The sequence below is a fragment of the Paraburkholderia kirstenboschensis genome, from assembly GCF_032806925.1.
Lineage (GTDB): Bacteria > Pseudomonadota > Gammaproteobacteria > Burkholderiales > Burkholderiaceae > Paraburkholderia > Paraburkholderia kirstenboschensis.
The window spans coordinates 2,166,989-2,188,503 of the sequence record NZ_CP136513.1; the positions used below are offsets into that span (position 1 = coordinate 2,166,989).

24 protein-coding genes and 1 other RNA gene are annotated in these 21,515 nt (G+C 62.5%); 11 read left to right on the forward strand and 14 right to left on the reverse strand.

Annotation, left to right across the window (positions count from 1 at the left end; translation table 11 throughout):
- Positions 1-12: 12 nt before the first annotated feature.
- The 4 genes from RW095_RS32335 (at position 13) to purH (ending at position 4,576) form a co-directional block, all read left to right on the forward strand.
- The gene (locus RW095_RS32335; protein ID WP_317020018.1) at positions 13-1,386 is read left to right on the forward strand and encodes a UbiH/UbiF/VisC/COQ6 family ubiquinone biosynthesis hydroxylase; all 1,374 of its coding nucleotides are present in this window, start codon (positions 13-15) and stop codon (positions 1,384-1,386) included.
- Between the two features lie 261 nt (positions 1,387-1,647).
- Positions 1,648-2,724: a tRNA dihydrouridine synthase DusB gene (gene dusB, locus RW095_RS32340; RefSeq protein ID WP_128590263.1), complete on the forward strand. Its 1,077-nt coding sequence runs from the start codon at positions 1,648-1,650 to the stop codon at positions 2,722-2,724.
- Positions 2,721-2,954, forward strand: a complete 234-nt coding sequence (locus tag RW095_RS32345) for a Fis family transcriptional regulator (RefSeq protein ID WP_020069294.1) — start codon at positions 2,721-2,723, stop codon at positions 2,952-2,954. The genes dusB and RW095_RS32345 overlap by 4 nt, the downstream gene beginning before the upstream one ends.
- Positions 2,955-3,010: 56 nt before the next feature.
- The gene (purH, locus tag RW095_RS32350) at positions 3,011-4,576 is read left to right on the forward strand and encodes a bifunctional phosphoribosylaminoimidazolecarboxamide formyltransferase/IMP cyclohydrolase (RefSeq protein WP_128595811.1); all 1,566 of its coding nucleotides are present in this window, start codon (positions 3,011-3,013) and stop codon (positions 4,574-4,576) included.
- A 120-nt stretch (positions 4,577-4,696) separates the two neighbouring features.
- Here the strand turns inward: purH and RW095_RS32355 are convergent, their stop codons facing one another.
- Positions 4,697-4,936 (reverse strand): hypothetical protein, encoded by a 240-nt coding sequence (locus RW095_RS32355; protein ID WP_317020019.1) that lies wholly within the window; start codon positions 4,934-4,936, stop codon positions 4,697-4,699.
- Between the two features lie 128 nt (positions 4,937-5,064).
- On the opposite strand from RW095_RS32355, the gene ruvC reads away from it, so the two are divergent.
- The 3 genes from ruvC to ruvB all read left to right on the forward strand — a co-directional run bounded on the left by ruvC (position 5,065) and on the right by ruvB (position 7,510).
- Entirely contained in the window at positions 5,065-5,607 is a 543-nt protein-coding gene (gene ruvC / locus RW095_RS32360) for a crossover junction endodeoxyribonuclease RuvC (protein WP_020069297.1), read from the forward strand.
- A gap of 122 nt (positions 5,608-5,729) precedes the next feature.
- A complete protein-coding gene (gene ruvA / locus RW095_RS32365; RefSeq protein ID WP_020069298.1) occupies positions 5,730-6,311 on the forward strand; it encodes a Holliday junction branch migration protein RuvA in 582 nt (193 codons plus the stop codon).
- Positions 6,312-6,445: 134 nt separating this feature from the next.
- A complete protein-coding gene (gene ruvB / locus RW095_RS32370; RefSeq protein WP_317020020.1) occupies positions 6,446-7,510 on the forward strand; it encodes a Holliday junction branch migration DNA helicase RuvB in 1,065 nt (354 codons plus the stop codon).
- A 215-nt stretch (positions 7,511-7,725) separates the two neighbouring features.
- Here ruvB and RW095_RS32375 read toward each other — a convergent pair whose 3' ends face one another.
- The 3 genes from RW095_RS32375 to tyrS form a co-directional block, all read right to left on the reverse strand.
- Positions 7,726-8,397 (reverse strand): histidine phosphatase family protein, encoded by a 672-nt coding sequence (locus tag RW095_RS32375; protein WP_317020021.1) that lies wholly within the window; start codon positions 8,395-8,397, stop codon positions 7,726-7,728.
- A gap of 66 nt (positions 8,398-8,463) precedes the next feature.
- Positions 8,464-8,922: a D-aminoacyl-tRNA deacylase gene (gene dtd / locus RW095_RS32380; protein WP_175149090.1), complete on the reverse strand. Its 459-nt coding sequence runs from the start codon at positions 8,920-8,922 to the stop codon at positions 8,464-8,466.
- Between the two features lie 43 nt (positions 8,923-8,965).
- On the reverse strand, positions 8,966-10,216 hold the full coding sequence (tyrS, locus tag RW095_RS32385; protein ID WP_087752490.1) for a tyrosine--tRNA ligase: 1,251 nt from the start codon (positions 10,214-10,216) through the stop codon (positions 8,966-8,968).
- A gap of 239 nt (positions 10,217-10,455) precedes the next feature.
- On the opposite strand from tyrS, the gene RW095_RS32390 reads away from it, so the two are divergent.
- Positions 10,456-11,586 (forward strand): anhydro-N-acetylmuramic acid kinase, encoded by a 1,131-nt coding sequence (locus RW095_RS32390; protein ID WP_317022755.1) that lies wholly within the window; start codon positions 10,456-10,458, stop codon positions 11,584-11,586.
- A 124-nt stretch (positions 11,587-11,710) separates the two neighbouring features.
- Here RW095_RS32390 and erpA read toward each other — a convergent pair whose 3' ends face one another.
- The 3 genes from erpA to rplM all read right to left on the reverse strand — a co-directional run bounded on the left by erpA (position 11,711) and on the right by rplM (position 13,175).
- Positions 11,711-12,076 (reverse strand): iron-sulfur cluster insertion protein ErpA, encoded by a 366-nt coding sequence (gene erpA, locus RW095_RS32395; RefSeq protein ID WP_007180424.1) that lies wholly within the window; start codon positions 12,074-12,076, stop codon positions 11,711-11,713.
- A 266-nt stretch (positions 12,077-12,342) separates the two neighbouring features.
- On the reverse strand, positions 12,343-12,735 hold the full coding sequence (gene rpsI, locus RW095_RS32400) for a 30S ribosomal protein S9 (protein ID WP_007180423.1): 393 nt from the start codon (positions 12,733-12,735) through the stop codon (positions 12,343-12,345).
- A gap of 11 nt (positions 12,736-12,746) precedes the next feature.
- Entirely contained in the window at positions 12,747-13,175 is a 429-nt protein-coding gene (gene rplM, locus RW095_RS32405) for a 50S ribosomal protein L13 (RefSeq protein WP_020069304.1), read from the reverse strand.
- A gap of 624 nt (positions 13,176-13,799) precedes the next feature.
- Between rplM and RW095_RS32410 the strand changes: the two genes are divergently transcribed.
- Complete coding sequence (locus tag RW095_RS32410; protein WP_025602559.1) at positions 13,800-14,222, forward strand: OsmC family protein; 423 nt, start codon at positions 13,800-13,802, stop codon at positions 14,220-14,222.
- Between the two features lie 112 nt (positions 14,223-14,334).
- On the opposite strand, the gene rnpB is transcribed toward RW095_RS32410, so the two are convergent.
- Positions 14,335-14,748: RNase P RNA component class A (rnpB, locus tag RW095_RS32415), an RNA gene on the reverse strand.
- Positions 14,737-15,630, reverse strand: coding sequence for a DUF3025 domain-containing protein (locus RW095_RS32420; RefSeq protein WP_394365228.1), 894 nt, complete (start codon positions 15,628-15,630; stop codon positions 14,737-14,739). Before RW095_RS32420 ends, rnpB begins: the two co-directional genes overlap by 12 nt.
- Between RW095_RS32420 and RW095_RS32425 the strand changes: the two genes are divergently transcribed.
- A complete protein-coding gene (locus RW095_RS32425) occupies positions 15,570-15,776 on the forward strand; it encodes a hypothetical protein (protein ID WP_317022859.1) in 207 nt (68 codons plus the stop codon). The genes RW095_RS32420 and RW095_RS32425 overlap by 61 nt on opposite strands.
- Positions 15,777-16,013: 237 nt before the next feature.
- On the opposite strand, the gene pyrC is transcribed toward RW095_RS32425, so the two are convergent.
- The gene (gene pyrC / locus RW095_RS32430) at positions 16,014-17,084 is read right to left on the reverse strand and encodes a dihydroorotase (protein ID WP_317020022.1); all 1,071 of its coding nucleotides are present in this window, start codon (positions 17,082-17,084) and stop codon (positions 16,014-16,016) included.
- Between the two features lie 188 nt (positions 17,085-17,272).
- Here pyrC and RW095_RS32435 point away from each other — a divergent pair, with 188 nt between their 5' ends.
- Entirely contained in the window at positions 17,273-18,211 is a 939-nt protein-coding gene (locus tag RW095_RS32435) for a class II glutamine amidotransferase (RefSeq protein ID WP_128587645.1), read from the forward strand.
- Positions 18,212-18,322: 111 nt separating this feature from the next.
- Here RW095_RS32435 and RW095_RS32440 read toward each other — a convergent pair whose 3' ends face one another.
- The 4 genes from RW095_RS32440 to RW095_RS32455 form a co-directional block, all read right to left on the reverse strand.
- The gene (locus RW095_RS32440; RefSeq protein WP_128587647.1) at positions 18,323-19,048 is read right to left on the reverse strand and encodes an amino acid ABC transporter ATP-binding protein; all 726 of its coding nucleotides are present in this window, start codon (positions 19,046-19,048) and stop codon (positions 18,323-18,325) included.
- Positions 19,045-19,722 carry a glutamate/aspartate ABC transporter permease GltK gene (gltK, locus tag RW095_RS32445; RefSeq protein WP_317020023.1) on the reverse strand — a complete coding sequence of 226 codons (678 nt, stop codon included), beginning with the start codon at positions 19,720-19,722 and terminating at the stop codon, positions 19,045-19,047. The genes RW095_RS32440 and gltK overlap by 4 nt, the downstream gene beginning before the upstream one ends.
- Positions 19,722-20,462: an amino acid ABC transporter permease gene (locus RW095_RS32450; RefSeq protein ID WP_128587650.1), complete on the reverse strand. Its 741-nt coding sequence runs from the start codon at positions 20,460-20,462 to the stop codon at positions 19,722-19,724. Before RW095_RS32450 ends, gltK begins: the two co-directional genes overlap by 1 nt.
- An 82-nt stretch (positions 20,463-20,544) precedes the next feature.
- On the reverse strand, positions 20,545-21,438 hold the full coding sequence (locus RW095_RS32455) for a glutamate/aspartate ABC transporter substrate-binding protein (RefSeq protein ID WP_128587652.1): 894 nt from the start codon (positions 21,436-21,438) through the stop codon (positions 20,545-20,547).
- Positions 21,439-21,515: the final 77 nt, after the last annotated feature.

A 21,515-nucleotide genomic window follows, 5' to 3' on the forward strand; every position in this document is an offset into this window, starting at 1 on the left:
AAGTAACCCGCAATGAACGATGTCTCCCCGTCCACGGTGATCCTGAGGCCCGCCGCACTCGATCAGACATTCGACTTCGACGTGACGATCGTGGGCGCCGGGCCGGTGGGGCTCGCGCTTGCCGGTTGGCTGGCCCGCCGCAGCGCGACGCGCGCGCTCAAAGTCGGCCTCGTCGACGCACGCGAGCCCGAAGACTCGATTGCCGACCCGCGCGCGATCGCCGTTTCGCACGGCAGCCGCATGATTCTGGAGCCGCTGCGCTGGCCCGCCGACGCCACCGCGATCCAACGCATCCACGTATCGCAGCGCGGTCATTTCGGCCGCACGCTGATCGACCACGGCGAGCACGGCCTGCCGGCGCTCGGCTACGTGCTGCGCTACGGCTCGATCGTGCATGGCCTCGCCGAAGCGGTGCACGCGACGCCGGTGCACTGGTTCCGCTCGACCTCCGCCGCCGCGCCCGTTCAGGAAAACGACGGCGTCACGCTGCCGATCGAAACCGCCGGCATCACGCGCCGCTTGCGCACACGGATTCTGGTGAATGCGGAAGGTGGCCTGTTCGGCGATCAAAAAGGCGGACACAACGGCGGACGCAGCGGCGCAACGAGGCGTGCAGCCGCGGCCATCGGTGCAAGCACAGAGAACGACGCAGAAGCGAACGACGGGCGCGACCCCGAAACGCACACGCGCACATCGGCTCCGAACGACGCGGGCGAGCACGCCGGCAAACGCTCGGACAAACAGGGCACGCGCGACTACGGGCAAACAGCGCTGGTCGGCACGGTGACCGTGTCGGCGCCGCAGCCGCATGTCGCGTGGGAACGCTTCACGCCGGAAGGCCCGATCGCGTTGCTGCCGATGGGCGGCGTGCGCGGCGCGGACTACGCGCTCGTGTGGTGCTGCTCGCCGGACGAAGCCGCGCGCCGCGCGCAACTCTCCGACGACGATTTCCTGCACGAACTCGGCAGCGCGTTTGGCGGCCGCATGGGACGCTTCACGCACATCAAGGGGCGCGCGTCGTTCCCGCTCGGGCTGAACGCCGTCGATACGCTCGTGAAGGGTCGCGCCGTCGCAATTGGCAATGCGGCGCAAACGCTGCATCCGGTCGCGGGACAAGGGCTCAATCTCGGCTTGCGCGACGCGCATGCGCTCGCCGACGCGTTGTCGGCGGAAGGCCCCACGCCGCTCGCGCTCGCGACGTTCGCACAGCGCCGCGCGCTCGACCGGCGCATGACGATCGGTGCGACCGACACGCTCGCGCGCCTTTTCACCGTCGACTTCGCGCCGCTCGCGATCATGCGCGGCCTCGCGCTGACCGCGCTTGAATTCGTGCCGCCGATGAAAACCGCGCTCGCGCGTCAGATGATGTTCGGGCAGCGCCGCTGAGCGAAAGGCGCGCGGCTCGTGTGCCGGTTTATGCGCGGCTCGTGTCGGCTCCGCTTTCGCCCCGTTTTCGCGGCCCGAACCGCGTTCAGCGAGCAGCCGGAACTCTATGACGCCGACCACTTTCATAGAAGATTTAATGGGTTACGGCGTGCGCCGGTCCGGTGCGGGTTATCTGTTAACGCTAAAATAGCGGTTTTCCTCGCATTTCGCGAACGCTCAGATTGACAACACTGTGCAATCGGCCGCGCGCGCGTCCACGTCATGCCCACTCTCGGCTCGCACAATCTGCGTAATAACCTGTTCGTCGCGCCCATGGCCGGCGTGACCGACCGTCCGTTCCGGCAGTTGTGCAAGCGGCTGGGCGCGGGCTATGCGGTGTCCGAAATGGTCGCGTCGAACGCGCAATTGTGGAAAAGCGAGAAGACCATGCGCCGCGCGAATCACGCGGGCGAAGTGGAGCCGATCGCCGTGCAGATTGCCGGCGCCGATCCCGCCATGATGGCCGAAGCGGCCCGCTACAACGTGGCGAACGGCGCGCAGATCATCGACATCAATATGGGCTGTCCGGCCAAAAAGGTGTGCAACGTGGCGGCGGGTTCGGCCCTGTTGCAGAACGAACCGCTCGTGCAGCGCATTGTCGAGGCGGTGGTGGGCGCGGTGGGCGTCGGTCCCGACGCTGTGCCGGTCACGCTGAAAATCCGCACCGGCTGGAATCGCGAGAACAGGAATGCGCTGAACGTCGCTCGCCTCGCGCAAGACGCCGGCATCTCGATGCTGACCGTGCACGGCCGCACGCGCGCCGACCTGTACCACGGCGACGCCGAATACGAGACGATCGCCGCGGTAAAGGCGGCGGTGCGCATTCCGGTGGTGGCCAACGGCGACATAACGTCGCCGGAAAAAGCACGCCACGTGCTCGCCGTGACGGGCGCCGACGCCATCATGATCGGCCGCGCCGCGCAGGGTCGCCCGTGGCTGTTTCGCGAGATCGAGCATTTCCTGCAGACGGGCGAGTTGCTGCCGCCGCCGCGCATCGACGAAATCCAGCAGGTCATGAACGAGCACCTGGAAGATCACTACGAGTTCTACGGGGAATTTACCGGCGTTCGCACTGCGCGCAAGCACATCGGCTGGTACACTCGCGGCCTTTCCGGCGCCAACGTGTTCCGGCATCGCATGAATACGCTGGACACCTCGCGCGAACAACTCCTCGCCGTCAACGAGTTTTTCGACGCACAGAAGGCGATCTCCGACCGCCTCGTCTACGTCGACGAAACCGTTGGCAACTCCGGGCCCGACAACAAGGGCGAGGATCACACAGACCGACTGGCAGCATGAGCAAGAACAATATCGAACAATCTGTCCGCGACAGCCTGGGCGTGTACTTCCAGGATCTCGACGGCTCGAATCCGCACGACGTGTATGACATGGTGATCTCGTGCGTTGAAAAACCCCTGCTCGAAGTGGTGCTCGAGCAGGCCGGCGGCAATCAGTCGCTGGCCGCCGAGTATCTCGGCATCAACCGCAATACGCTGCGCAAGAAGCTGCAACAGCACGGTTTGTTGTAGCTCCAAGTAGTTTTCTCGCGCCCTGCCACGTTTCCCTTCGGCTTTTCGTCTTCATCATGATCAAGCAAGCGCTCATCTCCGTTTCCGACAAGTCCGGCATCCTCGACTTCGCCAAGTCGCTGTCGGACCTCGGCGTCAAGATCCTGTCGACCGGCGGCACCGCGAAACTGCTCGCGGACGCGGGCCTCTCCGTCACCGAAGTCGCCGACTACACGGGCTTCCCAGAAATGCTGGACGGGCGCGTGAAGACGCTGCATCCGAAGGTGCACGGCGGCATTCTCGCGCGCCGCGACCTGCCGGAACACATGGCGGCGCTTGAGAAGCACGACATTCCGACCATCGACCTGCTGGTCGTGAACCTGTACCCGTTCGTGCAGACGGTGTCGAAAGAAGAGTGCTCGCTGGAAGACGCGATCGAGAATATCGACATTGGCGGCCCGACCATGCTGCGCTCCGCCGCGAAGAATCATCGCGACGTGACCGTGGTGGTCGATCCGGCTGATTACGCGGTCGTACTCGAGGAAATGCGCGCGAACAGCAATGCGGTGTCGTACAAAACGAACTTCCGTCTCGCGACCAAGGTGTTCGCACACACCGCGCAGTACGACGGCGCGATCACGAACTATCTGACGAGCCTCACCGACGAACTGCAGCACGCGTCGCGCAACGCTTATCCGGCGACCTTCAACCTCGCCTTCGACAAGGTGCAGGATTTGCGCTACGGCGAAAACCCGCATCAGAGCGCCGCGTTCTATCGCGACCTGTCGGTTCCGGCCGGCGCGCTCGCGAACTACAATCAGTTGCAAGGCAAGGAACTCTCGTACAACAACATCGCCGATTCCGACGCGGCGTGGGAATGCGTGAAGACCTTCGACGTGCCGGCCTGCGTGATCGTCAAGCACGCGAATCCGTGCGGCGTGGCGGTCGGCGCGGACGCGAACGAAGCATATTCGAAGGCGTTCCAGACCGATCCGACGTCGGCGTTCGGCGGCATCATCGCGTTCAATCGCGAAGTTGATGAAGCGGCGGCGCAAGCGGTGGCCAAGCAGTTCGTCGAAGTGCTGATCGCGCCGTCGTTCAGTGCCGAAGCGCGCCAGGTTTTCGCGGCAAAGCAGAATGTGCGCTTGCTTGAAATCGCACTGGGCGAAGGCCATAACGCGTTCGATCTGAAGCGCGTGGGCGGCGGCCTGCTGGTTCAATCACTCGACTCGAAGAACGTGCAGCCGCGCGAATTGCGCGTGGTCACGAAGCGTCATCCGACGCCGAAGGAAATGGACGACCTGCTGTTCGCATGGCGCGTGGCGAAGTACGTGAAGTCGAACGCGATCGTGTTCTGCGGCAACGGCATGACGCTCGGCGTCGGCGCAGGGCAGATGAGCCGTGTGGACTCGGCGCGCATCGCGAGCATCAAGGCGCAGAACGCCGGTTTGAAGCTGACTGGCTCGGCGGTCGCGTCGGACGCATTCTTTCCGTTCCGCGATGGCCTCGACGTGGTCGTGGCAGCGGGCGCGACCTGCGTGATTCAACCGGGCGGCTCGATGCGCGACGACGAAGTGGTTAGCGCCGCTGACGAACACAACATCGCGATGGTGTTGACCGGCGTGCGTCATTTCCGTCATTGATTCGGCCTGACGAGCGGCGTGTTGTTGCAACATCCGCAATAGGAGCCGATAGAACGGCCCGGTGGAGTTCTCCGCCGGGCCGTTCTGTTTTTGGACACCGCGCGACGCCGAGCCTAGTCGTCAGTCCGGGGGGTCCTTGCGCTCGTAGCCGTCTCTCACTTCCGGGTGCTGGCTGATGTAGGTGCCAAGGCCCTCGCCTTGCTTCGCGAGGCGCTTGAGTTCGATCACATGTTTCGCGCCGACGCTCTTTTTCGAATACCAGTAGGTCGCGCCCGTCGCGAAGCGAGCGGCGACGAAGTTATCGCCGATTTCGTAAGCCACGACGCCGGATTTCCCGCTCCTGTTCCCATAGCGCTGCATGTGCGATCGCCTCCCTGCGTCGAAAGCAGCAGTTTTTGTTCCGCCTGCCTCGCCATATGCCGACCGCCGCGCGGCGCGTGTGTTGTAGTATCGCAGGCACCTGGTTTTAACCGCATCTGCGGCACTTCATGAGAATTCTCGGCATCGACCCCGGCTTGCGCGTGACCGGCTTCGGCGTGATCGATCAAAGCGGTCACACACTCAGCTATGTCGCCAGCGGCATCATCAAGACCGCGGACGCCGATTTGCCGTCGCGGCTCGGCACTATCTTTGAGGGCATCTCGACGCTGATTCGCCAGCACTCGCCGGATCAATCGGCAATCGAAAAAGTGTTCGTCAACGTCAATCCGCAATCCACGTTGCTGCTTGGCCAGGCGCGCGGCGCGGCCATCTGCGGACTCGTGGCGGGCGGCGTGCCGGTCGCCGAATACACTGCCCTGCAGTTGAAGCAGGCCGTAGTCGGTTATGGCCGCGCGACCAAGGAGCAGATGCAGCAGATGGTCGTGCGCCTGCTCAATCTTTCGGGCGTGCCGAGCACCGACGCCGCCGACGCGCTCGGCATGGCCATATGTCATGCGCACGGCGGCACGACATTGAGCACGCTCGGCGGCATCGCGCCTTCGCTCGCGAAGAAAGGATTACGCGTGAGACGCGGACGTCTGGTTGGCTGATCTTTCCGTGCCGTCCCCCCCGCCCGTCTGCCGCCGCTTTTTTCGCCTGATGCGATGACTGGCCTCAAGCGGCATACACGCCCTGCGCTACACTCGCCCTTTCTCTCGAATTTGAACTCGCCATGATCGGTCGCATTGCCGGCGTTCTGCTGGAAAAAAACCCGCCGCATCTGCTCGTCGACTGCAACGGCGTCGGTTACGAAGTCGATGTGCCGATGAGCACGTTCTACAACTTGCCGTCCACCGGCGAACGCGTGGTGCTGCTCACGCAAATGATCGTGCGAGAAGACGCGCATCTGCTCTACGGCTTCGGCACCACCGAGGAACGCTCCACTTTCCGCGAGTTGCTCAAGATCTCGGGCATCGGCGCGCGCATGGCGCTGGCCGTGCTGTCCGGCATGAGCGTGCACGAGCTTTCGCAGACCGTCACGCTGCAGGACGCCGCGCGCCTCACGCGCGTGCCGGGCATCGGCAAGAAGACGGCGGAGCGGCTGCTGCTCGAACTGAAAGGCAAGCTCGGCGCGGACCTGGGCGCGATGGCCGGCGCGGCGTCCGCATCGGATCACGCGTCCGACATTCTCAACGCGCTGCTCGCATTGGGCTACTCGGAGAAAGAAGCGTTGGCCGCAATCAAGAACGTGCCCGCCGGCACCGGCGTCTCAGAAGGCATCAAACTCGCGCTCAAGGCGTTGTCCAAGGCTTGAAGCCGAGGCCCTCGGCGGCTGCCTCGCCGGGCTCAGGGAAAGATGCCCGCGTGATGTGAAGCCGTCTGTCAGGTCGAGGCGCCTTGGCCATTCGGCCGGGTTTCCCGACCGCCCTCGCGCGGTACAATGACCACATGATCGAAACCGACAAACTCGCCGCCGAGCGCATCATCGCGGCCACGCCCGTCTCGCCGAACGAGGAAGCGTTCGAACGAGCGTTGCGACCGCGCCAGCTCGAAGAATATGTCGGGCAGGAAAAAGTGCGCGGCCAGCTTGAAATCTTCATTGAGGCCGCCAGGCGCCGCTCCGAATCGCTCGACCACGTGTTGCTGTTTGGGCCGCCGGGCTTGGGCAAAACCACGCTCGCGCACATCATCGCGCGGGAGATGGGCGTGAATCTGCGACAAACCTCGGGGCCGGTGCTGGAGCGCGCCGGCGACCTGGCCGCGCTGCTGACCAATCTCGAAGCCAACGACGTGTTGTTCATCGACGAAATTCACCGGCTTTCGCCGGTCGTCGAAGAAATTTTGTATCCCGCGTTGGAGGATTATCAGATCGACATCATGATCGGCGAAGGGCCGGCCGCGCGCAGCGTCAAGCTGGACTTGCAGCCGTTCACGCTGGTCGGTGCGACCACCCGCGCGGGCATGCTGACCAATCCGCTGCGCGATCGCTTCGGCATCGTTGCACGGTTGGAGTTTTATAACGCCGAGGAACTCGCGCGCATCGTGACGCGTTCGGCTTCGCTCCTGAATGCGCAGATTCATCCTGACGGCGCGTTCGAAATCGCCAAACGCGCGCGCGGCACACCGCGTATCGCCAACCGGCTGCTGCGCCGCGTGCGCGATTTCGCCGAAGTTAAAGCCGACGGCAACATCACCGCGCAAGTCGCCGATGCGGCGCTCAGAATGCTCGACGTCGACGCGGTCGGCTTCGACCTGATGGACCGCAAGCTGCTGGAAGCGATTCTGCATAAGTTCGACGGCGGGCCGGTCGGCGTCGACAACCTTGCGGCGGCCATCGGCGAAGAACGCGACACTATCGAAGACGTGCTCGAGCCGTATCTGATCCAGCAAGGCTTCCTGCAACGCACGCCGCGCGGCCGTGTGGCCACGCTGCTGACTTACCGGCACTTCGGGCTCGCGGCGCCGGACGCGTCCACCACGTTGCCTGGGCTGTGGGACTCGGCTGCGACCTGAGCCGGATCTCAAAGCGCAAACGGCTATTCGTGGGCCGGTTGAGCGGTTTGGCTTAGTGCGCGTCGTCGCATCAGTCACCGGTGATCAGATGAACGGGGTGAACGGCGTGTCCAAACGCGCGCGTCGGCGGGTTACTGCGGCGCGCAAGACGGACTTCGCTCAACGGCGTGACGTGAGCTCACGTGGGATAACTTCAAGTGACGCGGCGCGAGTGATCAACGCCCCGGTTCCGGAACCCTCTTGAAGCTATCGTCCGCGCTAGGTGCGTCGAGATGCGAGACGTCGCCCCACGACACCACCGTCGCGCGGCCGTTGTCGAAGTCCACCACATTCACGCTAGTGTTCAGCAGCGCGTAGTCGCGCGGTGCATCGAGCGGTAAACCGCATGCAAAGCGACGCACACAATCGAGCACGCCACCATGCGCGACACAGGCGATTCGCCCACCCGGATGCGCGGCGACGAGCGGTTCGATCGCGTGCAACACGCGGTGGTAGAACGCGCGCTGCGACTCGCCTCCGGGCGGCGTGAAGCCGGGGTCGCGGGTTTGCCAGTGTGCGTATTCGTCTGGGAAGCGCGTGGCGATTTCGTCGCTGTCGTGGCCCTGGAACGCGCCGTATGAGCGCTCGCGCAAACCTTCGCGCAGATGAACTGGTAAGCCGAGCGCGTCCGCGACGGGTTGCGCGGTTTGCCGCGCGCGCTGCAGGTCGCTCGAATAAATCGCATCGAGCCGCGCGCCGTGCTTCACTTGATCGACGATACGGCGTGCGAGGCTTTGCGCCTGGGCAAGTCCTACCGACCCCAGCGGAATGTCGATGTGCCCTTGAATGCGTTTGATGCGGTTCCAGTCGGTCTCGCCGTGCCGGATAAACAGAATCTGCGTGGTCATGGGATCCAGTTGGGCGCTGTTGGCCGGTTGTGCCGAACCGCTATTGTCGCAAGAACTGCGCGAAACTCAGGCGTTGGTCTGCAGCCAGAACGTGACCGGCCCGTCGTTGACGAGCGACACCTGCATGTCCGCGCCAAATTCGCCGGTCTCGACGATAGGATGCTTTGCGCGCGCCGCCGAAACGAAGTAGTCGAACAGGCGCTTGCCCTCGTCTGGCGGCGCTGCCGGCGTGAAGCTCGGACGCAAGCCGCTGTTGGTATCCGCGGCCAACGTGAACTGCGAAACGAGCAGCAGACCTCCTGCGCGCCCTGCGCCGTCCAGGTTCTGCACGGAGAGGTTCATCTTGCCAGCGGCGTCGCTGAACACGCGGTAGCCGAGCACTTTGGCGAGCAGCCGGTCGGCGGCCGCTTCGGTGTCGCCGCGCTCCGCGCACACGAGCGCGAGCAGGCCCGCGTCGATCGCGCCCGTCACGCGGTCGGCCACGCGCACTTCGGCGCGCCGCACTCGCTGAATCAACGCGATCATCGGGCCGGCTCCGGCTGCGAAGTTCGGTTCATCGCGTGCACAGTCAGGCAGTGAGCGTGACGCGCGCAAAGCGGCGCTTGCCGACCTGCACCACGTACTCGCCCGACTCGACCTTCAGGCCCTTGTCCGAGACGGTCGCGCCGTCGATCTTCACACCGCCCTGCTCGATGTTGCGCAACGCTTCGCTCGTCGACGGCACGAGGTTGGCCTGCTTGAGCAATTGGCCGATGGCTAGCGGTGCGCCGGCCAGCGTGACCGCCGGGATATCGTCCGGCACGCCGCCCTTCGCACGGTGGTTGAAGTCTTCGAGCGCACGCTCGGCATCGGCCTGCGAGTGAAAGCGCGCGACGATTTCCTGGCCCAGCATGACCTTGAAATCGCGCGGATTGCGGCCGGCTTCGATCTCTTTTTTAAAGCCTGCGATTTCGTCCATCGGACGGAACGACAGCAGCTCGAAGTAACGCCACATCAGCACGTCGGAAATGCTCATCAGCTTGCCGAACATCTCTGTCGGCTTTTCGCTGATGCCGATGTAGTTGTTCTTCGACTTCGACATCTTCTCAACACCGTCGAGACCTTCGAGCAGCGGCATCGTCAGGATGCACTGCTGCTCCTGGCCGTACTGCTTCTGCAGTTCGCGACCGACCAGCAGGTTGAACTTCTGATCGGTGCCGCCGAGTTCCAGATCGGCATTCAGCGCGACCGAGTCGTAACCCTGCATCAGCGGATACAGGAATTCGTGGATGGAAATCGGCACGCCGCTCTGGAAGCGCTTGGTGAAATCTTCGCGCTCGAGAATTCGCGCAACCGTGTAGCGCGACGCGAGCTTGATCATGCCGTCGGCGCCGAGCGGCATCGACCACTCGCTGTTGTAGCGGATCTCGGTCTTCTCGCGGTCGAGCACCAGCGCGGCCTGCTCGAAATAGGTCTTCGCGTTCGATTCGATCTGCTCGCGCGTGAGCGGCGGGCGCGTGGCATTGCGGCCCGACGGGTCGCCGATGAGCGACGTGAAATCGCCGATCAGGAAAATGACCGTGTGACCGAGATCCTGCAACTGACGCATCTTGTTCAGCACGACCGTGTGGCCGATATGGATGTCCGGCGCGGTCGGATCGAGTCCGAGCTTGATACGCAGCGGCGTGCCGGTCGCCGCGCTCTTCGCGAGTTTTTGCGCGAATTCTTCTTCGATCAGCAATTCGTCGACGCCTCGCTTCGTGACGGCGAGCGCGTGACGGACTTCGTCGGTGATCGGAAAGGCGGGGGCGGCGTTAGGCTTGGTGGACTCGGTGCTCATGCTGGAAACGGGAAGTCGCGGAAAAAAGTAGATTGTCCCATAGATGCACGCCGCCGCGCCCACCGACAGGGCCAAGAGCGCGCCGCGCCGGTGGGATCCGCACACCGCAGGACGCCGCTCCGGTGGCGACGCGCTTCATATTCGAGCGCGCTTGCATCGATAATCTGCTAAAACCTTCGCAAAGAAGCGGCAGAGAAGCGGCAATGAACAAGCAACGAACCATTACCAGGAGCAGCAACGTGGCGCAAGACCCCGCAGACGGCGTCTACTTTGGATTGATGTCCGGCACGAGCATGGACGGCGTGGACGGCGTGGCTGTCCGCTTCGACCAAGGGAAGCCGCCCGTGGTGCTGGCCGAGGCGTTTGTCGGTTTTGCGGCGGGCTTGCGCGACGCGTTGTTCGCGCTGCAGCAGCCGGGCGAAAACGAGATCGAACGAGAAGCACTGGCTGCCAACGCGCTCGCCACGCGCTATACGGTGTGCTGTCACGAGCTGCTGCGCGGCTGCCACGTTTCCGCCGCCGAAGTGCGCGCGATCGGCGTGCATGGGCAGACGGTGCGGCACAGGCCGGAGAAAGGCTATACGCGGCAGATCAACAACCCCGCGCTGCTCGCCGAGATGATGCACATCGACGTGGTCGCCGATTTCCGCAGTAGGGATGTCGCGGCAGCCGGCCAGGGCGCGCCGCTCGTGCCGGCGTTTCACGCGACCGTGTTCGGCGCGAAAGACGAGACGCGGGTCGTGTGCAATCTTGGCGGCATCAGCAACATCACGATTCTGAATGCGACCGGCAGCGTGCGTGGCTTCGACTGCGGGCCGGCGAACGCGCTTCTCGACGAGTGGGCGCAGCGCCATCTTGGCAAGCCGTTCGACGAAAACGGTCAGTTCGCGGCAAGCGGCCAGGTGGACCGGTCTCTGCTGAACGCGCTGCTCGACGAACCGTTTTTCGCACAACAGCCGCCTAAAAGCACCGGACGCGACCTGTTCAATGCCGAGTGGCTGGATGCGAAACTGCGCCCGTTTGGCGGACTCGCGCCGGCGGACGTGCAGGCGACGCTGGTCGCGCTAACCGCCGTGACGGTCGCGCGCGAGATCGAGCGGCACGCGCCGGACGCACGAGCGGTCTACGTGTGCGGCGGCGGCGCACGCAATCCGGAGATCATGAAGGCGCTGCAGCAGGCACTGGAAGACAGCGGCGTAAGCGGCGTGCCCGTGATGACGACCGACGCCCTAGGCGTGCCGCCGAGTCAGGTCGAGCCGCTGGCCTTTGCGTGGCTCGCGATGCGCTGCGTGGCGCGTCTGCCGGGGAGTTTGCCGGCTGTTACCGGCGCGAGCGCGGAACGTGTGCTGGGAGCGATTTACCCGCGTTGACGCTTTCGTCATTGAGCGAGGGCGCTTGCACAGGTTGCGCGGGCGGGCGCCCCGTCGGCGTGCACAGGCGATAAAAAACGGGGCGCGAGGCCCCGTTGCTTTACAACGTTTTGTCTGCCCGCTATCAGACCGAGAACGACGAACCGCAACCGCAGGTAGTGGTCGCGTTCGGGTTCTTGATCACGAACTGCGCGCCGTTGATGTCGTCCTTGTAGTCGATCTCAGCGCCGACCAGGTACTGATAGCTCATCGAGTCGATCAGCAATTGCACGCCGCTCTTGTTCATGACGGTGTCGTCTTCGTTGACGGCTTCGTCGAACGTAAAGCCGTACTGAAAGCCGGAACAGCCGCCGCCCTGCACGAAAACGCGCAGTTTGAGGTCCGCATTGCCTTCTTCTTCGATCAGTTGCTTGACCTTGTCAGCCGCTGCGTCGGTAAAAACGAAGGGGGCGGGCATCTCGGTCACGGGTGTGTCGGTGACTGCGTTCATTCGAACTCTCCAAAAAGCTTCTAACCGCTATTGTAGGGCTGATCTCAATATCGTGCCGAAGCCCACAAAATCAATGGGTTCTTACAGTCGTCCGAATCGACGCTGCCGTTGCGCGCACAGTCTGCCTGCATCGGCCGAAGCGGGCGGCGCGGCGCCCAAGCCGTTGTTTCCAATCGGGCCACTGACCATAAAAAAAGCCGCCTTCGCGACAGCGTTGGCGGCTTTTGCTGCGTTCCGACCCTGGAGCCGGTTCGCACCCGAAGCGATTAACGCTTCGAGAATTGCTTCCTGCGACGTGCCTTGTGGAAGCCGACCTTCTTACGTTCGACTTCACGAGCGTCACGCGTAACGAAGCCAGCCTTCGACAGTTCCGGCTTCAGCGTTGCGTCGTAGTCCATCAGCGCGCGGGTGATGCCGTGGCGAACCGCGCCGGCTTGACCCGTTTCACCGCCACCGTTGACGTTGACCTTGATGTCGAACGTGACGCCGTGGTTCGTGAGTTCCAGCGGTTGACGAACGATCATAAGCGACGTTTCGCGCGAGAAGTAATCGGCGATAGGCTTGCCGTTCACAATGATCTCGCCCTTGCCTGCCTTGATGAACACGCGTGCGACGGCGCTCTTGCGGCGGCCCGTGCCGTAATTCCAGTTACCGATCATGTGGGCTCCCCTTAGATCTCGAGCGCTTTCGGCTGTTGCGCCGAATGCGGATGCGTTGCTTCAGCGTAGACCTTCAGCTTCTTGATCATCGCGTAGCCGAGCGGGCCCTTCGGCAGCATGCCCTTGACCGCTTTTTCGAGCGCACGGCCCGGGAAGCGTTCCTGCATCTTGCCGAACGTCGTTTCATAGATACCGCCCGGGTAGCCCGAGTGGCGATAGTACTTCTTGTCAGTAGCCTTGTTGCCCGTGACCTTCAGCTTGCCGGCGTTGATAACGATGATGAAATCACCGGTGTCGACGTGCGGAGTGAATTCAGGCTTGTGCTTGCCGCGAAGACGGTGTGCCACTTCGCTGGCGACACGCCCGAGAACCTTATCCGTCGCGTCAATCACGTACCATTCGCGCGTCACCTCATGGGCTTTTGCGGAAAACGTCTTCATGATCGATCCAAAAAAATTGCTGCGCCCAATGTGTTTTTTCCTGCTTGTAGTGTGCGCATCGAGGCGCGTGCAGGCTCTCCCTGTTCTTCCTCCGCGGGCGCGAATGCGGAAAAGCCCTGAATTATAAAGGAATTTGCGGCGTCAAGTCAAAACGTGCGGACTTGATGCCAAACGCGCCTTCGTGGGCTTTCCGCGCAGGTCAGAAGGCGGGCGAAAAAAAACCCGAACAAGTGGTTCGGGTTTAATCCACCAAAGGAGGAGGTGGAGGAGACAGCGGAGGTTGCGAACTGCCGCAACCGATGTCGCAATCATATGAAGCAAGCTTGTGCAACGCAAGAACATTTGCAATGTGAAATTAAATTTCATAATGTGGATTGAAACAGGGAGAGGAGCGTCCGCCCGAGGAGCCCCCAGCGAGGCATACGCGTTTGTGTGACACAACCCTGCCGCGCCTAGAGCAAAACCCCTAAACGGTCGGAAAACTCCCTCACCAGTCGCAACATGCCGCGCTGCAGCACGTGAGACGTCATTGCGCATATTTTGAGTCGCAAGTCGCCTCGGGCGGACACTGAATCGCCGGGCTACAATGCCGTCTCGATATAGCGAAGCGCGGTGGAGCACAGCATGGAATGCAAAGTGAGCTGGATGGGGCAAGACGGGATGGCGTTTGCTGCTGAGACGGGCAGCGGCCACCTGGTCGCGATGGACGGCGCGCCTGAGGGCGGCGGCCGCAATCTCGCGCCCCGTCCGATGGAAATGGTTCTGCTCGGCACGGGCGGTTGCACCGCCTACGACGTCGTGATGATCCTGAAGAAAAGCCGCCAGGAGATTGCGGGCTGCTCGGTGACGCTAAAGGCCGAGCGCGCCAGCGAAGATCCGAAAGTGTTCACGAAGATCCATTTCCACTTCACCGTGACCGGCAAGAATCTGAACCCGGCCACCGTGGAACGCGCGATCAACCTGTCGCACGACAAATATTGCTCGGCGTCGATCATGATCGCGAAGACGGCCGAACTCACGCACTCGTTCGATATTGTGGCGAACTGAGCGCAGTGTCACGGCGAAAGCACAAGCCGCGCGGGCGGTCCTGACCGAAGCCCCGCACGCAGAAAAGAAAAATGCCGGCATTCTGAAAAGACGCCGGCATTTTTTTGTGAGGTGGCAAAGCAGGCCGATAAGCCGGATTCTGTGCACGCGCAACGCCCGAAGACGCGACGCGCGTGGCAGCCATTCCTCTAGGCGAGTCATTACTGACACGCTCAAGCTTCCTACCCGCAGACGAGACGGGGGCCCCGTCCTGCATCTCGAAGATGCGCGCCTGCCTACTTGGAATTGCTCCGGGTGGAGGTTACCGTGCCGGTCTGCCTTGCAGCAGCCGCGGTGCGCTCTTACCGCACCGTTTCACCCTTACCTGATCCCGACTTGCGCCGGGCCATCGGCGGTTTGCTTTCTGTTGCCCTGTTCCGCGTGTTGCCACGGATGGCCGTTAGCCATCACCCTGCCCTGTGGAGTCCGGACTTTCCTCGCCCTCTTTGGCCGAAGCCGCTGAGGCCGCGACTGCCTAGCCTGCTTTGCTGGCGCCGATTTTAACATCTGCGCGCCGGCCGGAGCGGAATACGGACTTGTCGTCGTAGAAGGCCGGTGTCTCGTTGTCGGGCCACCAGCCCGGAATTCCGAGCACCGGAAGCGGCGCGAACAGCCGGCTCGTCAGCGCGTCGGTGGTCAGCAACGCAGCGCTGACGGCGTCGTCCAGCCACGCGTCGCGGGCCGCGGCGTCCCATTCGAAGTACGCTGACGGTACGTCGACGATCCATGCATGCCCCGTGCAGCCCTTGAACGGCGTGATGAGTTTTTCCAGCAGCGCATGGCCGAAGCAGCGCACCTCGCAACTCGAGCCCCATGCGTCGCGCCGCTGGAGCAGCAACGTCTGCCAGTCGAAGCCGCGCAGCGCGGCGCTCAACGCTGGATCGCTGCACGCAAACAGAAGTGCGTTTTCGTCGAAGAGAGTGAGCGTATCTCGCACGCCGCCGCGCGTCGGCCCGACGCCCAGCAGGTCGATCGCCGCCGACTGCCGGGCATTGAGCGCGGCCTTGACGCGCGGGAAGGCGAACCACATCGACGCGTTGAAGAAGTCGTGCAAGTTGTGGCGTGTCGGCACGCGGCCGGTCGACGCGATGTGCGCCTCGTAGGCGGCGCCCGGCGGGAGTTCGTCCTGCGCGATGAACGCGAGGCGTTGGCCGCGGCCTGTGGTCTGACGCGTGTCGGCGGCGTCGGCATTCATCTCAGCGAGCAAGGCGGCGTGACTCGCGAGTGCGGCCCGCTGCCAGCGCTGGCCGCGTCCGGCGAAGTGCGCGAACCAGGGCTTAGACCAGTCGATAGCGGCGAAGCCTGACCGTGCAAGGTTTTGGTACGCGTCGGGGGCGGGTGCGGTTGTGGGTTCAGTTGCCGATGCAATTGCCGGTGCGTTTGCCGGTGCGTTTGCCGGTGCGTTTGCCGGTGCGTTTGCCGGTGCGTTTGCCGATGCGTTTGCCGGTGCGTTTGCCGGGATGCCAGTCGCCGCACTTGATGAGCTCGCTAGGCTTGCCGCAGCAGCAGCACTGACAGTACTCTCAGCACCAGCCGCACCGGCAGCGCTCACAGCACTCACAGCAGTCACAGCACTTCCACCACTTGCAACATTCGACCCACTTCCTGCGCCCAGTCCACACGTAGCGTTCGCCGCACTAGACGCAAGCGCCGCCGCGCCCGCGCCCGGCGCCGCTTCTGCGCCCACACCTGCCCCAGCGCCTTCGCCGTCGTTCACCCCCGCGCCCGCGTCACTCTGCATCTGGCAAAGCCTCAAATCAGCCGCCAACCGATCGACTCACCGCCGCGCAGCGGCACAACGGGCGTATCGCCGACCGGCAGTTCCGCAGGCAACGTCCACTCTTCCCGACGCAGCGTGACCTTTTCCTGATTGCGCGGCAGACCATAAAAATCCGCACCGAAGAAACTCGCGAAGCCTTCGAGCTTGTCGAGCGCGTCCGATTTGTCGAAGGCTTCGGTGTAGAGCTCCAGCGCGTGCAGCGCCGTGTAGCAACCGGCGCAGCCGCAAGCGTGTTCCTTCAAACCCTTCGGATGCGGCGCGCTGTCGGTACCAAGGAAAAAACGTGGATTGCCCGAGATCGCCGCTTCGACCAGCGCGATGCGATGCGTCTCGCGCTTGAGCACCGGCAGACAATAATAGTGCGGGCGAATGCCGCCCTGGAAAATCGCGTTGCGGTTGTAGAGCAGATGGTGCGCGGTAATCGTCGCGCCAAGCAGGTTCGGCGCAACGCCGGCTTCGCGGATGTAGTCGACCGCGTCTTTAGTGGTGATGTGCTCGAACACCACTTTCAGCGCGGGGAAGTCGCGGCGCAACGGCGTCATCACCCGATCGATGAACACCTTTTCGCGGTCGAACAGATCGATCGACGCGTCCGTCACTTCGCCATGCACGAGGAGCGGCATGCCGGTCTCCTGCATCACTTCGAGCGTTTTCGCGCACTTCATGATGTCGGTCACGCCCGCGTCCGAGTTGGTCGTGGCGCCAGCCGGGTAAAGCTTCACGCCGTGCACGAAACCGCTGTCGCGCGCGCGGCGGATTTCGTCTGGCGGCGTGTTGTCCGTCAGATACAGCGTCATCAGCGGCTCGAATTTTGCGCCGGCCGGGATGGCGGCCATGATGCGCTCGCGGTACGCCTGCGCCATGGCCGTGGTCGTGACCGGCGGCTTCAGGTTCGGCATGATGATCGCGCGGGCGAACTGGCGGGCTGTGTCCGGCAACACGGCGGCAAGCATTGCGCCGTCGCGGACGTGCAAATGCCAATCGTCCGGGCGTGCGAGCGTGATCGAGTCGCGGGAATCAGAAGAAGCGTTGGAATCGGTCATGGCGAGAGGAGAGCGAGAGCGGAACAGGAGGCGGCTGAAAATGCGAGCAATGCGCCAGCTATGAGGTCAAACCGCCGTGTTGCGGCCTGAACACACGTCAATTTTGCTATTTGGCGTTTCTGGCTCGGTGATATGCTTGGAAAATCATCATTGTAACGGCTCGCCCCGTTCACAGGCTTACCCGCAACATGTGCCAACTTCTCGGAATGAACTGCGCCGCGCCGACGGACGTCACGTTCTCGTTCACCGGCTTTGCGGCGCGCGGCGGCGTCACCGATCACCACGCCGACGGCTGGGGCATCGCCTTCTTCGAAGACAAAGCATGTCGCCTGTTCATCGACCATCAATCGTCGGCCACCTCGCCGATCGCCGAAATGGTCAAGCGCTATCCGATCAAGTCGAAGAACACCATCGCGCATATTCGCAAGGCGACGCAAGGGCACATCCTGCTCGAAAACTGCCACCCGTTCATGCGCGAACTGTGGGGGCGCCACTGGATCTTCGCGCACAACGGCGATCTGAAAGACTATTCGCCGGTACTTACGGGCGTCTATCAGCCAGTCGGCACGACCGACAGCGAGCTCGCTTTTTGCGCGTTGCTCGAAGGTTTGCGCAAGGCGTTTCCCGGCGCGCAACAACCGCCGCTCAATGAACTCTTCGCCGCGCTCGAAACACTCACGCGCGAGATTACGCAGTTCGGCGTGTTCAATTTTCTGATGTCGAATGGCCAGGCGCTGTTCGCGCATTGCTCCACGCATCTGCACTACATCGTGCGGCGCTGGCCTTTTTCCACCGCGCATCTCGTCGATGCCGACGTCTCGATCGACTTCGCCAAGTACACCACACCGGAAGACCGTGTCGCGGTGATCGCGACGCAGCCGTTGACCGACAACGAAGTGTGGACCGCGTTCGAACCCGGCGACCTGATGATGTTCCAGCACGGCGACGTAATTGGCCGCGTCAATGTGCCTGTGCCGGCTTCGGTGCTGGAAAAGCTGCGCAATCCGGCTCTGGATGCGTCCGCTTCGGCGAGCACGATCGCGGCCTCGGTGTCCAACACGCCCGCCGCGGCGGCGTTGGAAGTGGATCTCGAAGCGGCAGATGATGCGGCGGCGTTCGAGTCGTGAAAAACGCCGGATAGCACCACACCAGCAATAAAAAAAGCCGCTCTTTCGAGCGGCTTTTCGTTGCAGCACTGGCGGGCAGATCGCGTGCGAAACGCCGCCGCACTCGCAACCTCAGTGCAGAATCTTCGCGAGAAAATCTTTCGCGCGATCGGACTTCGGATTGGCGAAGAAGTCGTCCTTGCGGTCGTCTTCCACGATCAAGCCCTTGTCCATGAAAATCACGCGATGCGCGACCTTCTTCGCAAAGCCCATTTCGTGCGTCACACACATCATGGTCATGCCTTCCTGCGCGAGTTCGACCATCACGTCGAGCACTTCGTTGATCATTTCCGGGTCGAGCGCCGACGTGGGTTCGTCGAACAGCATTGCGATCGGGTCCATCGACAACGCGCGCGCAATCGCCACGCGCTGCTGCTGACCGCCCGACAACTGCCCCGGGAATTTGTCCGCATGTGCGCGCAGACCGACGCGATCGAGCAGCTTCAGCCCCTTCGCCGACGCCTCGTCCTTCGAGCGGCCGAGCACCTTGATTTGCGCGAGCGTGAGGTTTTGCACGATCGACAGATGCGGGAACAGCTCGAAGTGCTGGAACACCATGCCGACCTTCGAACGCAGCTTCGACAGGTTGGTTTTCTTGTCAGTCAGCGATTGGCCGTTGATGACGATCTCGCCCTTCTGAAACGGCTCGAGACCATTGACGGTCTTGATCAGCGTCGACTTGCCCGAACCCGACGGTCCGCACACCACGACCACTTCACCCTTTTTGACTTCCGTCGTGCAGTCCGTCAGCACTTGAAACTGGCCGTACCACTTCGAAACATTCTTGATAGAGATCATCTTGCGACCTTTTTCTGAAGACCTTTGACGAGGGTCGACGCGATCACGCAGATCACGAAATAACACGCGCCCGCGAACAGTACCATTTCGACATTCGTGCCGTCACGATCGCCAATATTCGTGGCGGTGCGGAAGAAGTCGGCGAGGCTGATCACGTAGACGAGCGACGTATCCTGAAACAGCACGATGCCCTGCGTGAGCAGCAGCGGCACCATTGCGCGGAATGCCTGCGGCAGCACCACGAGACGCATGGACTGCGCGTAGTTCATGCCGAGCGCGAACGACGCGTTGACCTGCCCGCGCGGCACGGACTGAATACCGGCGCGGATGATCTCGGAATAGTACGCCGCCTCGAACAGCGAGAAAGCGACCATCGCGGACGCGAGGCGAATGTCGATATCCGGCGACAGGCCGAGCACGTTCTGCAGCACCTGCGGCACGATCAGGAAGAACCACAGCAGGACCATCACCAGCGGGATCGAGCGGAAAATCGTCACGTAGCCCTTCGCGAACCACTCGAAAGGCTTGAACGACGAAAGCCGCAACATGGCGAGAACCGTGCCCCAGACAATGCCGATCACGATCGCGATCAGCGTGATCTTGAACGTGACTATCGCGCCGGTCCACAACGTAGGCAGTGCGCCCGGAATACCGCTCCAGTCGAAATGGTGCATCACTTGCCTCCGATATAGCCAGGCAACCGGGTCTTGGCTTCGACCCAGCGCATCAGTTGCATCACGACCAGATTGATCAGCACGTAGGCCAGCGTGACCGCGATAAACGACTCATACGTCTGCGACGTGTAGTCGACGAGTTGGCGTGCCTGAGCGGACAGATCCAGCAAACCGATGGTCGACGCCACCGCCGAGTTCTTGAAGATATTCAGGAACTCCGACGTAAGCGGCGGCACGATGATCCGATACGCGACAGGCAGCAGCACATAGCGATACGTCTGCCATTGCGTGAAGCCCATTGCGAGACCCGCGGCGCGCTGGCCGCGCGGCAATGCGTTGATGCCCGAGCGTACCTGCTCGCACACGCGCGCGGCGGTAAAGAGCCCGAGACAGATGATCGACGACGAAAAGAACTGCGCGCTAGGCGGCAGTTGCTTGAACCAGGTGCCCATCGAGACCGGCAGCAACTCCGGTATCACCAGATACCAGATGAAGAATTGCACGATCAGCGGAATGTTGCGAAAAATCGCGACGTAGAGCGTGCCGATGCCCGACGCCCATTTGTTCGGCACCGTGCGCAGCACGCCGAACAACGAACCGACGATCAACGCGATCACCCATGCCGACAGCGACACGGTAATCGTCACCCAAAAGCCCGACAGCAGCCAGCCCAGATAGGTGGTCGGCTCGCCGGTGGAGACCGGACTCAGCAGAATGCCCCAGTTCCAGTGATATGACATGACCAAGACTCCAGCAAAAAGAAACGGAAGAAGCGCGTGGCCCCTTCCGTTTCGTTCAGCGTTTCAAAAAAACAGCTAAGGTTTAGTCGATCGCCTTGTCATTCGGGCTCTTGAAGAGCGCCTTGATGTCGTCGCTTTCCGGGAAGTTCAGGTTCAGGCCCTTCGGCGGAATCGGCGTTTCGAACCACTTCTTGTAGATCTGATCGGCTTCGCCCGAAGTTTCGACCTTCGCGATTGCGTCGTCGACAACCTTCTTGAACTCCGGATCGTTCTTGCGCAGCATGCAGCCGTAAGCTTCATGCGACTGCGGCGCGCCGACGATCACGAAATCGGTGGGCGTGTTCGACTTCGCGCGCTCGCCGGCGAGCAGCGCGTCGTCCATCATGAATGCAGCGGCGCGGCCGGTGGACAGCGTCAGGAACGACTCCCCGTGGTCCTTCGCGCTGATGATGTTCATGCCCATGCTCTTGTCCTGGTTCATCTTGCGAAGCAGGCGCTCGGAGGTGGTGCCGGCGGTCGTGACGACCGTCTTGCCCTTCAGGTCGGCCCAGTCTTTAATGCCCGAATCTTTCTTGGTCATCAGACGCGTGCCGATCACAAAGATCGTGTTCGAGAACGCCACCTGTTGCTGGCGCTCTGCATTATTCGTGGTGGAGCCGCATTCCATGTCGACGGTGCCGTTCTGCACCAGCGGAATACGGTTTTGCGACGTGACCGGCGTCAGTTTCACCTTCAGGTTCGGCATGTTCAGCTTCTGCTTGACTGCCTCAACCACCTTCAGCGCGAATTCCTGCGAATAGCCGATGACGTTCTGCTTGTCGTCGTAGTACGAAAACGGAATCGACGATTCGCGATGACCCAGCGAAATGACGCCCGTGTCCTTGATTTTCTTCAGCGTACCGGCGTCTTGCGCGTGCGCGCCAACCGTAAACAGTCCGAGAGTCGCGAGCAGCAGCGCAGCTTTTTTAACCTTCATGTTTGATCTCCTTGGCAAGAACCGGCGCCAGTTTAGCAAAGTAATTATTCTGAAAGTATGGCTATAAACCATTGTTG